This window comes from Dyella nitratireducens, assembly GCF_014642835.1.
In the GTDB taxonomy this organism is placed as follows: Bacteria; Pseudomonadota; Gammaproteobacteria; order Xanthomonadales; family Rhodanobacteraceae; genus Dyella_B; species Dyella_B nitratireducens.
Window position 1 is genome coordinate 52,648 of the sequence record NZ_BMJA01000005.1, and the last position, 15,522, is coordinate 68,169.

Below are 15,522 nucleotides of genomic sequence, written 5' to 3' on the forward strand. Positions count from 1 at the left end.
GCAGCAATCGTGCCGGTTGGCGCGCTTTATGCTCGGAATGAGGGCTTGGGTTCAGTCGCGCAGGACGTAATGCGCGCCACAGTAAGGACATACGGATTCACCGCCGTCCTCAACGATGGGCAAATACACCTTCGGATGGGAGTTCCACAGCGCCATGCCGGGCATCGGGCAGGACAGCGGCAGGTCCGAACGCGTCACTTCGTAACGATTTTCGGCATTTGCCGGAATGAGCTTTGGGGCTGCGGCAGGGTGACCCGACATGGGATGTTGCTCCGGGGCGAGGCTATGGGACCGCCTATCTTAGCAAGGGAGAAGGGGTGAGTAGCGAGCGACTCACCCCTTCTCCGATCACCCTTTGCGATTACTGGCCGGTTTTCGGCACCGAACCTTCGGTGGTGATGTTGATCTGGATCTCGTCGCTCACCTTCGGCACATACGCGCCCAGGCCGAAATCCGAACGCTTCAGCGTAGCGGTGGCGTTGAAGCCGATCGCCTGCTGGCCGGTCATCGGGTGCGGGCCCACGTTGTTGAGGGTGGCATTGAGCACCACCGGCTTGGTCACGCCGTGCACGGTGAGATCACCGGTCACCTTGTAGTGCTTGTTGCCCACCGACTGCACGCTGGTGCTCTTGAAGGTGATGGTGGGGTACTTGTCGGCGTCGAAGAAATCCGGCTCCTTCAGGTGCTTGTCCAGCGCCGGCACGTGCGTATCCAGATTGCTCAGCGGCATCGTCACGTCCACCGTGGACTTGCTTGGATCCTGCTGGTCGAACACCAGCGTGCCATCGGAAATACCGATATCGGCAACCGGATGGGAGAAACCAAAATGGCTCCAGCTGAACAGCACCATGGTGTGGCTCGGATCCATCTTGTAGGTCACGGGGGCGGCCTGGGCCGAAAGTGCGGTGCCGAGCAATCCGGCCAGCAATACGTAGCGAAGGGTACGCATGAAAAAGTCTCCTGCCTTTAAATCGAAGTGGATAGGGGAAAAACCGCTTTTGCGTTCAACAACTTCGATTGCCGCGGCGCATGGCCGAACGGCAATCCCTGGAAAAAAGCCTTACTCGACGCGGCATGCCTCATCGAACGAGAGCCGCGGACTGCGCGGGAACAAATCGCGGCTGCTGTCGCCGTAACCGATATTGATCAGGAAGTTCGACTTGATCGTCGTGCCCGCGAAGAACGCCTGATCCACACCGGCATTGTCGAAACCGGACATTGGGCCGCAGTCCAGGCCGATCGAGCGCGCAGCCATGATCACGTAGGCACCCTGCAGCGTCGCATTGCGGAATGCCGTGGTATCGCTCAACGGCTGATTGCCGACGAACCAGCTGCGCGCATCGGCGTGCGGAAACAGCTGCGGCAGCTTTTCGTAGAAGGCATGGTCGGTCGCCACGATCGCGGTGACCGGCGCCGCCAGAGTCTTGGCGCGATTGCCTTCGGAGAGGAACGGCTTGAGCTTTTCCTTGGCGGCGGCGGATTTCACGAACACCAGCCGCATGGGTGAGGAGTTGGCGCTGGTCGGGCCGAACTTCGCCAGTTCGTACAGCGCGTGCAATTGCTCCTCGGTCACTTCCCTGGGCAGGAAGGCGTTGTAGGTACGGGCCGTACGGAACAACTGATCCAGCGCTGTCTCGGCAAGCTTCTCGCTCATGGGTATCCTCTGCGTGAAGAACAAAGACCAGAGTGTAAGCGCAAGCCGGATGTATCAGCGGCGAACGAGGCGAAACGTACTGTGCACGATCCGGCGACAATCGACCCCCCAGACCGCGCACTGCTTCGCCGCTTGCCGGGGGAATGCTGGGTCATCACCGACCAGGCCGCCGGCAACCAGCGTCAGGCCTTGGCACTGGCCGAACAGATGGACATGCCGGTGCGGCACCTCGTTCTTTCGCTGCGTGCGCCATGGTCATGGCTCTCGCCGCAGCTGATCCTGGGCGGACGGCTTGCCCTACCTGCCTTGCACCGTGAAGCTTTCGCACCGCCTTGGCCGACTCTCGCCATCGGCTGCGGACGCAGCGCCGCATTGCTGACACGCCTATTGCGCACCCTGACGGAAGGCCACTGCCATACCGTACAGATCCTCGATCCACGCATGGCACCCACGCATTGGGACACCGTGATTGCTCCCAAACATGACGGCTTGACCGGTCCCAATGTGCTGAACCCGCTGGGTTCGTTGAACCCCGTCGACGATGTGTGGCTCGCTGATGGCCGTGATGCCAGTCCAGCGCTTGAATTTCTGCCGCGCCCACGCGTCGGCGTGCTGTTTGGCGGACCGCGCACCGGCATTCGCATGGATACCGATTATGCCCAGCAACTCATCGAACGCCTGCTTCGGCGCCGACAACAAGAAAACGGCAGCTTGCTGGTGCTGACCTCGCGCCGCACACCTGCCGCCGTGGCCGAGGTCATGCGCAACGCACTGCGCGGCGTACCTGGTCTGCTTTGGACCGGACCGGATGATGGCAACAATCCCTACCCTGGCGTGCTCGGTTGGGCAGATCGCCTAGTGGTGACGCCGGATTCGGTGAACATGCTGAGCGAAGCATGTGCTGTGGGGTGCGCCGTGCACACATTGGTTGTGGGAAATCTGCCGCCGAAGCTGGCGCGCTTTCATGGCAGCTTGCGTGAGGCTGGCTTGTTGCATGACGTGGATGGCGAACCGCCTGCTCAACAGCCGCCATTGCGTGAAACCGCGGCGATTGCCGAAGCGTTGCGAAGACGCATTCTTGCCCAGATTCCGTAGGTTGGGGTGTAAACCCCAACATATCGCCCTGAATCACCATGTTGGGGTTTACACCCCAACCTACGGAATCTGGGTATCGCAATCAGAAATCAAACCCAAGCGCGTGCGTGACAACCCTTACCTCGCTGCACAACTCTTCCAACTCCGCATCCCGCGGCGCAATGCGCGAGCGCAAGTCCAGCGTGCAGAACAACGCACGCCGCAACAACTCGGCGTGTGCACGGGTAAAGCAGTTCGCCTGCGCGGTATCCAGCAAGCCTGCGTCGCGGCAAACCTCAATCAAGCCAGCGTTGCCGGTGGTCGACAGCAAGTTCGGTGATGTCGATGCGTGTGCAAGCACCAGCCCCTGCAAGGCAAATTCGATATCGAGCAGGCCACCCGGGCCTTGCTTCAAATCGATCTGCCCTGCATCGGAGCGATCGCGCTCAGCGCGCCAACGCTGGCGCATGCTGCTCACCTCCGCCAGCACGGCCACGCGATCACGCGCCACGGCCAGCGTGCGGCGCCGCACGTCGGCAAGTTCTCCATTCAAAGCCGCATCGCCGGCAACCGGGCGCGCGCGCAACAACGCTTGATGCTCCCACGTCCATGCGCGACTTTCCTGATAAGCGACAAACGCCTCCAGGCTGCCGACCAGCAAACCCTTGGAGCCATCCGGCCGCAGGCGCGTATCAACCTCGTACAAGCGCCCTGCACGCGTGAGCACGGTCAGCCAGTTCATCACCCGCTGTGTCAGGCGCTGATACCAGCGCGAACCTTCCAGCGGACGCGGGCCGTCACTCATTTCCTGCGCGCGCTGTCCATCGAACACGAAGACCAGATCGAGGTCGGACGCAAAGCCCAGTTCCTCGCCACCCAGGCTGCCGTAGCCGAGAATCGAAAAACCCGAACCTTCACCCGGCAGACGTCCATGTGCGGCAATCACTTCGCGCTCGGCGAGTGCGGCGACGGCATTGACCACGGCTTCCGCCAGCGCTGCAAGCCTTCGTGCCGTCGCCACCGCATCGGCACGCCCGTCGTTGAAAGCCAAGCCCAGTCGAAACGCGATGCTCGACTTGAATTCGTTGATGCGCTCCAGCTCCGCTTCCGCTTCGCGCTCGTCCAGCGTGGTGAGCACATGTGCAATTTCCGCGCTGATATCAGCACGCTTGAGCGGCAACTGGTCGATGCGCGGGTCGAGTACATCGTCCAACAGCAAAGGTTGTGCAATCACACGCTCGGCCAGAAAAGCGCTGCCTGCAAATAACTGGGCAAGGCGCTTGCGCGCCGAAGGTTGCTCTTCCAGCAAAGCGAGATAGGAGGGCCGGCGCGCAACGGTCTGTACGAGGCGGCACAAGAGCAGCAAGCAGGGTACGGGCGCCGCCGTGTCGCGAGCCGCAGACAGCAGTTGCGGCATCAGATGATCCAATTGCTCGCGTGCACGCGCGGACATCGCGCGCAACTGCGATGCTTGCGGCAATTTCAGCAAAGCCTCTGCCGCTTCACCGCCCGGCACAAAGCCGGACGCTTCCATCACGCCCGCATCCAACGACTCACCGCAAGCGCGTTGCCACAGAATCGCATCGGCAGCGGGCACGCTGGCTTTCGCGCCACCTTCCGGCATCAAGACGGCTTCGAATTCATTGGCAACGATGTCGCGGTGTTTCGCCAGTTCTTCGGCCAAGGGTTCCCACGCTGGGTAATCCAGCGCCAGTGCAAGCCGCTCGCGGGTCAGATCGTCTTCGGGCAGATCATGCGTCTGGGCATCGCGCATCATCTGCACACGATTCTCCAATCGCCGCAAAAACACATAAGCCTGGCGCAAGGCTTTGGCGCGCACGGCCGGAATATGGCCGCGCGCCTCGCAAGCCGTAAGCGCCGGCAGCAACCCACGCACACGCAAGCTGGGCTCACGGCCACCGCGGATCAGCTGCACCAGTTGCACGATGAATTCGATTTCGCGAATGCCGCCCGGCCCGAGCTTGAGATTGTCCGCCAGATCCTTGCGAGCTACTTCGGCATCGATCAGCGCTTTCATTTCGCGCAAGCCGGCGAAAGCGGTGTAGTCCAGGTATTTGCGATACACGAACGGCCGCAGTATTTCCTGCAGCTCCTTGCCGGCACTGCGATCGCCGGCGACCGCACGCGCCTTGATCCATGCATAGCGCTCCCAATCGCGACCCTCGCGCTGGTAGTACTGCTCCATCGCGCTGAATGGCAAGGCGAGTCGACCTGCGTTACCGAAGGGGCGCAGGCGCAAATCCACACGTGCGCAGATGCCATCCGTGGTGGGCTCGTGTAGCAGGCGCACCAGCTGACGGCCGAGGCGCACGAAGTATTCGCTGTTGTCCAGCACGCGCGCGCCATCGCTTTCGCCGCCCTCCGGATAGGCCAGGACCAGGTCGATATCGGAAGAAAAATTCAGCTCGCTACCACCGAGTTTGCCGAAACCGACCACCACCAAATGTTGCACGCTGCCATCTTCGCCACGCGCATGACCGTAGCGCGCAGCGAGCGCTCGCTCGGACCAGCCGAGCGCGGCGCCGAGCAAGGCTTCGTAGAGCACGCTGGTGGCGGACAGCGTTTCCGGCAGATCGTCCAGGCCGTTGACGTCGCGAAACACCAGTCGCAAGGCCTCGGCATGCCGAAACCGCCGCAGCGTAGACATGCAAGCCGCTTCATCGGTATCGAGCTTCAAGGCATCGATGCGTGCCGATGCGTCGGCACTGGCACGCAGCCGCTCCAGGCCTTGCGGCGACAGGAGCTGCGGCTGGCTGCGCCAGGTTTCGAAGGCGAAATCGCTGGCCAGCAACGTGCGCCGGATGCGCTCGGCGACGCCGGCATCGTCGTGCAGGGGTACGCCTGCTGCGCGACAGCGCGCTACGAGCTGTGCGTAGCGATCATCGATCAATGCCCGCAGTGCGGGTGATTCGGTAGGTGCAGGGATGACAGCCATGCGGCCATTATGAGGCCTAGTCCTTGCTCAGCAGAACCGTTGCGCACAACGCAAGGCTCCTCCTACGGCTTGTCGCGCACGGCGGCCATGCTCCATGACGAACCAAGATCAGGCTTCAACCCGGCGCCAAGGACCCACTGCCACGGGAAAGCTCGCATGCGGCGGATGCACGGTGGACCGCGCTTGTATACGACCTTCCTCGTCGGTCGCGAATACCGTCAGCGCTAGCAGATGGATATCGACCGTATCTCCCGCCGTCGCCGCATGGCGAGCCCAGTCGCGCTCGTTCCACTCGGCTTCCAGCGGCTCCTCCCGGTTTTCAACGCGCAAGCTGGCGCGCACGGTGCCGGCCACGTGGCGAAGATTGAGCAACTGCGCCTTCACGCCATCGCTTTGCACCGGTGCCAAGGCAATATCCTCAGGACGCACGTGCACGGTGATCTCATGTGCATCATCTGCCACAAAATTCTCCATGCGCCAGGCATGGCCGAACACATGCAGATGCTGCCCACGCACTTCGCCCGGCAACGATTGACCGCGCGCGATGAAACGTGACGCGAAGGGCGTGGCCGGCTGCCGGTAGATTTGCTCCGGCGTACCGATCTGCTCGATGCGGCCGCGGTTCATCACCACCACGCGATCGGCCATTTCCAGCGCCTCATCCTGATCGTGCGTGACGAACAAGGTGGTGATGCCCAGCGAACGATGGAACTCGCGCAACCAGCGGCGCAGATTGACGCGCACCTGCGCATCGAGCGCACCGAATGGTTCGTCCAGCAACAGCAGGCGCGGCTCGATCGCCAGCGCGCGCGCCAATGCAACACGCTGGCGCTGTCCACCCGAAAGCTGCGACGGATAACGATCTGCAAAACCCTCCAGCTCCACCTGGCGCAGCAGATGCTCGACACCCGCCTTGATCACCGCAGCCTTGGGACGCAGACGCCACGGACGCACGCGCAGGCCGAACGCCACGTTCTGCGCCACCGTCATATGCGGAAACAGCGCATAGTGCTGAAATACCAGTCCCACGCCGCGGCGTCGTGCATCCAGCGCGAGCAAATCCTGTCCGTCGCGATACACGCTGCCGGCATCCGGCTGATCCAGCCCGGCCAGGATACGCAGCAGGCTGGTTTTTCCCGAACCCGAAGGACCAAGCACCGCCACGAATTCGCCGTCGCCAATGGTCAGGCTGACATCGTCCAGTGCCACGAAAGCACCGTACTGGCGACGCAAGCGGTAAATCTCGATGCCCATGCTGCGGTGAATCCTCAAAGGTGGGTGTTCAATGCATCGCCATGCCGCCACTCGACCACGCGCTTGATGCCAAGCGTGACGAGAGTAAGCAGGGCCAGCAGTGAAGCCGCTGCAAAGGCGGCGGAAAAATTCTCTTGGTAAAGCTGATCCACCTGTAGCGGCAGCGTATTGGTGATGCCGCGCAGATGGCCCGAAACGACGTAGACAGCGCCGAATTCACCCATGGCGCGCGCATTGCACAGCAGAACGCCATACAGCAGTGCCCAGCGCACACGCGGCAAGGTGACACGGAAAAAGATCTGCCATCCACTGGCCCCCAGCGTCAACGCCGCTTCTTCCTGCTCCGAGCCTTGCGCCTGCATCAACGGAATCAATTCGCGTGCAACGAACGGCAAGGTGACCAATACCGTGGCCAGCACCAGGCCCGGCAAGGCGAAGATCACCTGCAGTCCATGCGCCTCCAGCCAGGAACCCAGCCAGCCATCCTTGCCATAAACCAGGATCAGCATCATGCCGGCCACCACCGGCGAGATTGAGAACGGCAGGTCGATCAACGCACCGAGCAGTGCTTTGCCGCGAAACTCGAAATGCGTCATCGACCACGCTGCAGCGAGGCCAAACACCAGGTTCAAAGGAACGGCGATGGCGGCGACCGTAAAAGTCAGTCGCACGGCAGCGATCGTATCTGGCTGTTTGATGGCATCCAGATAGAACGCATAGCCTTGGCGAAAAGCTTCCGCGAAAATCGCCAGTAAGGGCAGTACCAGCAGCCATGCCAGCACGGCGAGCGCTGCCAGCAACAGTACGACACGTGCGATGCGCACCGACCACGCAGGCTGGCCAATCGACACCACGGAAGCGACGGCGGCCATCAGCGCACCACCGCCCAGCGCCGGGTCCAGCGCTGTAGCCATGCCATCGCGACCAACAGCAGCAGCGATGCGGCCAGCATCACCGCACCCAGCGCAGCCGCGCCACGATAGTCGTATTGCGAATCGATTTTCTGCACGATGAGATACGGCGTGATTTCCGTGCGAAAGAGACGGTTGCCCGAGATGAAAATCACCGAGCCGTATTCACCGATCGCACGCGCCAACGCCAGCGCATAACCGGTCAGCAGCGTCGGCAGCAACAATGGCAGCAGCACACGGAAGAAGCGTTGGCCGGGCGAAGCGCCCAGCGTATAGGCAGCTTCTTCCAGATCGCTTTCCATGCTCTCTAGCACCGGCTGCAAGGTGCGCACCACGAACGGCAAGCCGACGAATATCATCGCCAGCAGCACGCCCAAACGCGTATAAGCCACCTCGATGCCAAGCGGCGCCAGGCGACTGCCCAACCAGCCGTTCGGCGCATACAGCGCGGTCAGGGAAATGCCGGCTACGGCTGTCGGCAACGCAAACGGCAAATCGACCAGCGCATCGCACAGCCGCCGGAATGCGAAGCGATAGCGCACCAGCACCCATGCCACCAGCAGGCCCAGCACCGCATCGATCGTCGCTGCCAGCAGTGCCGCGCCGAAACTCAACTTCAACGACGCCAGCACCCGCCGTGTACCGATCTGTGCCCACCAACCCGCCGGCCCCAGTTCGCACGCCGTCCATAACAGCGCAGCCAGCGGCAGCAGCACGCAACTGCTCAGCACCAGCATGGTGTAGCCGGTGCTGAGTCGGAACCCTGGCAGTACGTGCCGTGCCATCGCCGTCACTGTGATCCTTCGGTGATGCCATCGAAGACACCGCCGTCGGCGAAATAAGTGGCCTGCACCTTGCGCCAATCGCCGAATTGCTCGCCAATGGTGAAGGTTTTCACCGCTGGAAATTGCGCGGCGTACTTGGCGGCAATAGAGGCCAAACGCGGACGGAAGAAATGCTTGGCAGCAAGCTCTTGCCCCTCGGGGCCATACAGGAACTGCAGGTATGCCTGCGCCACTTTTTTCGTACCGTGCTTGGCGGCAACCGTGTCCACCTCCGCCACCGGCGGCTCCGCCACGATGGTGGCTGACGGTACGACGATCTGGTAGTTGTCCTTGCCGAATTCCTTCTGCGTCATCAGCGCTTCGCTTTCCCACGCGATCAATACGTCACCGATGCCACGCTGGACGAAGGTGTTGGTCGCACCGCGCGAGCCGGTGTCCAACACCGGCACATTCTTGTAGAGCGCTGTGACATACGCACGCGCCTTGTCGGCATTGCCACCCGGTTGGCGTACCGCCCAGCCCCATGCGGCAAGAAAATTCCAGCGTGCGCCACCGGAGGTCTTCGGATTGGGCGTGATCACCTGCACGTCGGAACGGATGAGATCCGGCCAGTCGTGGATCTTCTTCGGATTCCCCTTGCGTACCAGGAACACCACCGTTGAAGTGTATGGCGAGCTGCTATCCGGCAGCTGCGTTTGCCAGTCCTTCGCCAGCAAGCCTTTATCGGCCAGCACATCAATATCGTAGGCGAGGGCCAGGGTGACCACGTCCGCCTGCAGACCATCGAGTACGGCGCGTGCCTGCTTGCCGGAACCACCGTTTGACGTGGTGACGGTGACGTTCTGGCCTGTCTGCTTGGCCCAATCCGCCTTGAACGCCGCATCTACGTCCTGGAAGTACTCACGGGTCGGGTCGAAAGAAACGTTCAGCAGCTTCACGTCTTGTGCATGCACATAAGCCGCACTCAGCGAAAGCAGCGCTGCCAGAACGGTCCATTGGCGTTTCATGCGTGTTGTCTCCCTGGGGCAAGTACGCCCATCATCAACTATAGGTTTGGAAGGCTGGACGTCCGAAAGCGCGGATCGTCCTATCCATATGGCTCTTCGTAGGTTGGGGTGCAAACCCCAACATTGTCATGCCGATGTATCACGTTGTTGGGGTTTGCACCCCAACCTACGCGGCCTGAGATGGCATCGTATTCACTAGATAAAAACTTCCGCCCGCAGCTCGAAAACATGCGGATCGATCACCAGGCCCTTGCGGTTGCTGAAAGCGCGGATGACATTGGCCTGCAAGCGCAAGTGCGAGCCGAGGTACCAATTGGCCCCAGCGGTCCAGTCATGCTCCCTGCCACCCAGCACGCGTCCATCGTTGAGATTCAATTCGCTGTAGCGCAGGGCAAACTCCACCGCGCCCCACGGACGCGAAGGAATCACGTTGCTGACGTTGCCGTCGTGGTATTGGCGTGATTCACCGGTGAGCACCCAACTGCCGAAGACGTAATAACCATCGAGGTCGTAATTGGGCTTGGGCACGTCGAAAGTAGTTTGCGCGTGCAGATACTCGCCTTGCACCGACCAGGGGCCGTCGATCCAGAGTTCTTCCAGGCCCAGGCGATTGATGTGGTTGACGTTGGTGAGCGTGCCGGAGCTGATCAGCGTGACGGTAGTCAATCCCGCCTCTGGCGGCGTCTTGAAGCTGGCCGTTGCCGGTTGTTGCACGCCAAGTGCGTTCACCAGGCCATAGGGCCGCTCCTGCGATGCGGCGACGCCCAGGTGCAACACGTCGGTCGCCTCATGAATCGGCACCCAGGCCGCACGTGCCGCCCATGTATGGCCACGATTTTTGCCCGTGAGGTTCTGGCCGTAGTAGCCCAGGCTGGCCAGCCAATGCGTACGCTGAATAGCCCAATCGGCACCAACGCGACGGTTCTCGTAAACCGCCTGGGAAGGCAGCGCCAGTTCGATGAAAGTGGTCTGCGTGGACGTGGTCACGCCTTCGAAGCTGACCGGCGTCTTGCTCTGGCCGAAGCGCAGCGCGCCGTAGTCGTTACCGAACACGGCCTGCGATTGTAGTCGCGCAAACACGTCCTGCCACTGTTTCGACTGAAAGTCGTAATACACCGTGGCGTCGTAGACGCCCGGTTTCTTCACATAGAAGCCCAGGTATTTGCGGCGATTGGTCTGCGCATCTGTGAATTTATTGTCGTCGTGCGCGAAATCGTTGACGTCGTACTGATAGCGCAATACCAGCCCGATGTCGGTGCCGTCACTGGCGGTGTAATGCGTGGGCCAGTGGTAGAGCCAGTCGTCGTCGCCCGCCTTGGCAGTGGAAGGGGCCAGCGTGGCAAGGGAAACCGATGCGGCCAGCGTCAACACGGCAAAGGCGAGCTTAGATCGTCGTGGCATGGATGATGGCTCCGGCGCCCTTGGCGGCGCCTGTGACGGGTGAGTGAAGTTGAGTCCCTGGATGGAACGCCTCGTTAGGCCGGGCCTGACGAGCTGGGGATGGCGTCCTGGATTCCATGCTGCCTGCCGCATTTCCCGCGATGGAAAGGAGGGAATGGCATGCGGATATGCCGGGCCATCATTTCTTCGCCAAAAAACGAAGTCCTAACATCTCCAGACCAGATGGACGTCTATACGTCCAAGGATATGATTCGATGACCGCCGCCACACTATCGCCGTTGCCCGAAGACAAGCAGCCTCTGGTTGCGCGTCTGATCGACGGGCTCGAAGCGCCGACGTTGCTGTGGCTCTCCGGCTATCTTGCCGGCGTGGCGGGTCAGCGCCAGCCATCCGGCAAGCCGTCAGCCGCCGAACCTGCAGCTGTCCCCGAAGCACAACCCCGGCTCACCGTGCTGTATGGCAGCCAGACCGGCAACGCCAAGCGGCTGGCCGAGGATCTGGGGCGCCGCGCATCCGCCGCTGGCCTTGCCGTACGCGTGGTTCGCGCGGACGCGTATGCGGCACGTGAATGGAAGCAGGAACGTCTGCTCTACCTGGTGATCAGCACGCAAGGCGATGCCGAGCCGCCGGATGACTCGCGCGCCCTGGTTGAGTTCCTGAGCAGCGCTCGCGCGCCCAAGCTCGAGTCGTTGCGTTATGCCGTGCTCGGCCTGGGTGATTCCAGCTACCCCAATTTCTGCGCCATCGGCCGCCAGCTGGATGAACGCCTGGCAGCGCTGGGCGCACAACGCCTGTTGCCGGCGGGCGAAGCGGATGTGGATCTGGAAACGGTGGCGCACCCGTGGCTGGAGCAGGCACTGCAACAAGCGCGCGAGCAGCTGAAAACCTCCGCGCCACTCGCCAAGGTCACTACCTTGCGCACGGCACGTATCGCACCCGTATGGCATCGCGAACAACCCTTCCAGGCGCCGTTGCTGCTCAACCAGCGCATCACCGGCCGCGACAGCGATCGCGACGTGCGCCACCTCGAATTTTCGCTGGACGGTTCCGGCCTGCACTACGCACCCGGCGATGCGCTCGGTGTGTGGCCGACGCAATCCCCGGCCCTGGTCGATGCTGTCCTGAATACTCTGAAGCTGGATGGCGACACCACCGTTCGCGTGGGCAGCGAAGAACATGCGCTACGCACTTGGCTGAGCAAACATCGTGAACTGACGCAACTGACGCGCCCCTTCTTCGCCGCACATGCCGAGCGCAGTGGCGATGCCCCGTTGCGCGAACTCCTGGCACCCGCCGCGCGCGACACACTGGCCGATCTGTTCTCGCGCTGGCAAGTGCTGGATCTGTTGCGCCGCCATCCCGCCGAATGGACGGCGGAAACCTTGGTCGCTGCGCTGCGTCCACTCGCACCACGCCTGTATTCGATCGCATCCGCCCAGTCCGTGGTAGGCGACGAGGTGCATCTCACCGTCAGCCACGTCGATTACGCCTTGGATGGCGAAGCACGCTGGGGCGCCGCCAGCCGCTTTCTCGCTCAGCATGCCGAAGGTGAAAACGTACCGGTCTTCATCGAAGCCAACGAACGTTTCCACCTTCCCGCCGATGATCGCGACATCCTCATGATCGGCGCGGGCACCGGCGTTGCGCCCTATCGCGCATTCGTACAAGAACGCGCCGAGCGCGGCGCGGGCGGACGCAACTGGCTGGTATTCGGCAATCCGCATTTCCATTCCGACTTCCTGTATCAGGTCGAATGGCAGGCAGCACTGAAGAGCGGACAGCTGCATCGCATCGATCTGGCGTTCTCACGCGACCAGGCCGAGAAGCGCTATGTACAGCATCGGCTGATCGAGCAAGGCCGTCGCGTGTACGAGTGGCTTGATGGCGGCGCGCATCTCTACGTGTGCGGTGATGCCAACCGGATGGCAAAAGACGTGCACAAGGCACTGGTCGCGATCGTCGCCGAGCATGGCGCACGTTCGGCCGAAGACGCTGAAGCCTGGTTGAGCCAGTTGATCCAGCGGGGCCGTTACGCCCGCGATGTTTATTGAGGTACGCGATGAGCGGCGCAGCCCTTTCCGAATTTGAACGTATCAAGGCGAATAGCCGCTTCCTGCGCGGCACCCTGGTAGAAAGCCTGGCCGACCCGGTGACCGGCGCGATCAGCGAAGACGACAACAAACTGCTGAAGTTTCACGGCAGCTACCAGCAAGACGATCGCGACCTGCGCGAGGAACGCCGCAAGCAGAAGCTGGAACCCGCCTATCAATTCATGGTGCGCGCGCGCCTCGCCGGCGGCGTGCTGAGCCCGGCGCAATGGCTGTCGTTCGATCACATCGCACGCACCTGGGCCAACCACACGCTGCGCATCACCACACGACAAACGTTCCAGCTGCACGGCATTCTCAAGCGCGATCTGAAGCCGTCGATCGCCGCGATGAATCACGTGCTGGTCAGCACGATTGCTGCCTGCGGCGACGTGAACCGCAACGTGGTCGCCAGCGCCAATCCGGTGGAAACGCCTGCGCATCGCCTGGGGTATCGCTGGGCGGAGCGCCTTTCGGATCATCTCAAGCCGAAGACGCGCGCGTATCACGAGATCTGGCTGGATGAAAAGCTCGTTGCCGGCGGCGAAGAAGAAAGCGAGCCGCTGTACGGCCCCACCTACCTGCCGCGCAAATTCAAGATCGGTGTTGCCGTACCGCCCACCAACGACATTGACGTATTTGCGCAGGATCTCGGTCTTATCGCGATCATCGAACATGGCGAACTGCTCGGTTTCAACGTTGCCGTCGGTGGCGGCATGGGTGCAAGCCACGGCGATCCCAGCACGTATCCGCGTCTAGGCAGCGTGATTGGTTTTGTCGAACCCGAACAACTGCTGCGTACCGCCGAAGGTGTGATCGAAGTACAGCGCGATCACGGCGATCGCCAGGAACGCAAGCATGCGCGCCTGAAGTACACCATCGACCGGATGGGTGTGTCCGCGTTCAAGGCAACATTGGAAAAGCGCATCGGGTTCGCCTTGCAGCCTTCGCGCGCGTATCACTTTGATCACAACGGCGACCGCTACGGTTGGACCGAAGGCAATGACGGCCGCTGGCATCTCACCCTGCAGATTGAATCCGGTCGCCTCGCCGATAGTCCCGAAGCACCCCATTTGAGCGGATTACGTGCGATCGCCGAGGAACATCAGGGCGATTTCCGCCTCACCTGCAACCAGAACCTGATCATCGCCAATGTGCCGGCCGCGCAGCGCGAACGCATCGACGCATTGGTAGCCGAATACAAGCTGGATGGTTATCGCCGGCTCAGCGGCATTCGCCGCCATGCCGTGGCCTGTGTCGCCTTGCCGACCTGCGGCCTGGCGATGGCCGAAAGCGAACGCTATCTGCCGCAGTTGCTGCCGAAACTGGAAGCGCTGCTCGAGCGCCATGGACTGCGTGACGAGCCCATCCTGCTGCGCCTTTCCGGCTGCCCGAACGGTTGCTCGCGCCCATACCTGGGTGAAATCGCCTTGGTCGGCCGCGCCATTGGCCGTTACGACCTGCGCCTGGGCGCTGACTTCACCGGCCGGCGGCTCAATCGCGTCGTACGCGAAAACATCGACGAAGGCGAGATCCTCGCCGAACTGGACAAGTTGTTCGCCCGCTATGCCGCCGAGCGGAACGAACACGAACGTTTCGGCGACTTCCTCGTGCGCAGCGGCGTGCTACCCACCGTGCGCCATGCCATCGATGCGGAGGTTTTCGCATGACCCTGCCCTCGCCCGAGCAAGCCGCGCTCGACGCGCGCGCGCGCGACAAGCTCGCCGCCAGGTTGCTTGCGCTCAGCGCGGAAGAGCGTGTGGATTGGGCGCTGGAACATCTGCCTGGCCGGCATGTGCTTTCGTCGAGTTTCGGCGCCCAGTCGGCGGTGTCGCTGCACCTGCTGTCGCGACGCGTGCCGGATATCCCGGTGATCGTGATCGACACTGGTTATCTGTTCCCGGAAACCTACCGTTTCATCGACGAGCTGACCGAACGTCTTTCGCTCAATCTCCACGTGATCCGCCCTAGCCTTTCGCCCGCCTGGCTGCAGGCTCGCCATGGCGAGTTGTGGAACCAGGGGCGTGAGGGACTCGATCACTACAACCGGCTCGCCAAGGTGGAACCCATGCAGCATGCCTTGACCGATCTTGGTGCCGGCACGTGGTTCGCAGGTTTGCGGCGCCAGCAGTCGCTGAGCCGCGCTGCGGCATCGGTCCTGGACCACCGGCACGGACGTTGGAAGGTGCATCCCATCGTCGACTGGACCGATCGCGACATTGGTTTGTATCTGCGCCGCCACGACTTGCCCTATCACCCCTTGTGGGACAAAGGCTATGTCTCGATCGGCGATACGCACACCACGCGCCGCTGGGAACCCGGCATGCGCGAAGAGGACACCCGCTTTTTCGGCATCAAGCGCGAATGCGGATTGCATCTGGACGTCTGAGCAA

General features: G+C 62.1%; 13 protein-coding genes. 4 read left to right on the forward strand and 9 right to left on the reverse strand.

Annotation, left to right across the window (positions count from 1 at the left end):
• Positions 1 to 51 precede the first annotated feature (51 nt).
• The 3 genes from IEX75_RS20590 to IEX75_RS20600 all read right to left on the reverse strand — a co-directional run bounded on the left by IEX75_RS20590 (position 52) and on the right by IEX75_RS20600 (position 1,654).
• Positions 52 to 261, reverse strand: a complete 210-nt coding sequence (locus IEX75_RS20590; protein WP_188797290.1) for a zinc-finger domain-containing protein — start codon at positions 259 to 261, stop codon at positions 52 to 54.
• Positions 262 to 361: 100 nt separating this feature from the next.
• Complete coding sequence (locus IEX75_RS20595; protein ID WP_188797291.1) at positions 362 to 949, reverse strand: YceI family protein; 588 nt, start codon at positions 947 to 949, stop codon at positions 362 to 364.
• A 111-nt stretch (positions 950 to 1,060) separates the two neighbouring features.
• Complete coding sequence (locus IEX75_RS20600) at positions 1,061 to 1,654, reverse strand: malonic semialdehyde reductase (protein ID WP_188797292.1); 594 nt, start codon at positions 1,652 to 1,654, stop codon at positions 1,061 to 1,063.
• An 81-nt stretch (positions 1,655 to 1,735) separates the two neighbouring features.
• On the opposite strand from IEX75_RS20600, the gene IEX75_RS20605 reads away from it, so the two are divergent.
• The gene (locus tag IEX75_RS20605; protein WP_229720997.1) at positions 1,736 to 2,749 is read left to right on the forward strand and encodes a mitochondrial fission ELM1 family protein; all 1,014 of its coding nucleotides are present in this window, start codon (positions 1,736 to 1,738) and stop codon (positions 2,747 to 2,749) included.
• An 82-nt stretch (positions 2,750 to 2,831) separates the two neighbouring features.
• Here IEX75_RS20605 and glnE read toward each other — a convergent pair whose 3' ends face one another.
• From glnE to IEX75_RS20635, 6 genes are all read right to left on the reverse strand, one after another.
• Complete coding sequence (gene glnE, locus IEX75_RS20610; RefSeq protein ID WP_188797293.1) at positions 2,832 to 5,684, reverse strand: bifunctional [glutamate--ammonia ligase]-adenylyl-L-tyrosine phosphorylase/[glutamate--ammonia-ligase] adenylyltransferase; 2,853 nt, start codon at positions 5,682 to 5,684, stop codon at positions 2,832 to 2,834.
• Positions 5,685 to 5,792: 108 nt separating this feature from the next.
• A complete protein-coding gene (locus IEX75_RS20615) occupies positions 5,793 to 6,938 on the reverse strand; it encodes a sulfate/molybdate ABC transporter ATP-binding protein (protein WP_188797294.1) in 1,146 nt (381 codons plus the stop codon).
• A gap of 14 nt (positions 6,939 to 6,952) precedes the next feature.
• On the reverse strand, positions 6,953 to 7,810 hold the full coding sequence (gene cysW, locus IEX75_RS20620; RefSeq protein ID WP_229721018.1) for a sulfate ABC transporter permease subunit CysW: 858 nt from the start codon (positions 7,808 to 7,810) through the stop codon (positions 6,953 to 6,955).
• Complete coding sequence (gene cysT / locus IEX75_RS20625; protein WP_188797298.1) at positions 7,810 to 8,634, reverse strand: sulfate ABC transporter permease subunit CysT; 825 nt, start codon at positions 8,632 to 8,634, stop codon at positions 7,810 to 7,812. Before cysT ends, cysW begins: the two co-directional genes overlap by 1 nt.
• 5 nt (positions 8,635 to 8,639) lie before the next feature.
• The gene (locus tag IEX75_RS20630; protein ID WP_188797301.1) at positions 8,640 to 9,641 is read right to left on the reverse strand and encodes a sulfate ABC transporter substrate-binding protein; all 1,002 of its coding nucleotides are present in this window, start codon (positions 9,639 to 9,641) and stop codon (positions 8,640 to 8,642) included.
• 195 nt (positions 9,642 to 9,836) lie between these two features.
• Positions 9,837 to 11,042, reverse strand: coding sequence for an OprO/OprP family phosphate-selective porin (locus tag IEX75_RS20635; RefSeq protein WP_188797302.1), 1,206 nt, complete (start codon positions 11,040 to 11,042; stop codon positions 9,837 to 9,839).
• Between the two features lie 254 nt (positions 11,043 to 11,296).
• On the opposite strand from IEX75_RS20635, the gene IEX75_RS20640 reads away from it, so the two are divergent.
• Genes IEX75_RS20640 through IEX75_RS20650 form a run of 3 tightly spaced genes read left to right on the forward strand, consistent with a single transcriptional unit; the run spans position 11,297 to position 15,518 of the window.
• A complete protein-coding gene (locus IEX75_RS20640; RefSeq protein WP_188797304.1) occupies positions 11,297 to 13,093 on the forward strand; it encodes an assimilatory sulfite reductase (NADPH) flavoprotein subunit in 1,797 nt (598 codons plus the stop codon).
• Between the two features lie 8 nt (positions 13,094 to 13,101).
• Positions 13,102 to 14,799 carry an assimilatory sulfite reductase (NADPH) hemoprotein subunit gene (gene cysI, locus IEX75_RS20645; protein ID WP_188797306.1) on the forward strand — a complete coding sequence of 566 codons (1,698 nt, stop codon included), beginning with the start codon at positions 13,102 to 13,104 and terminating at the stop codon, positions 14,797 to 14,799.
• Positions 14,796 to 15,518 carry a phosphoadenylyl-sulfate reductase gene (locus IEX75_RS20650; RefSeq protein ID WP_188797308.1) on the forward strand — a complete coding sequence of 241 codons (723 nt, stop codon included), beginning with the start codon at positions 14,796 to 14,798 and terminating at the stop codon, positions 15,516 to 15,518. The genes cysI and IEX75_RS20650 overlap by 4 nt, the downstream gene beginning before the upstream one ends.
• Positions 15,519 to 15,522: the final 4 nt, after the last annotated feature.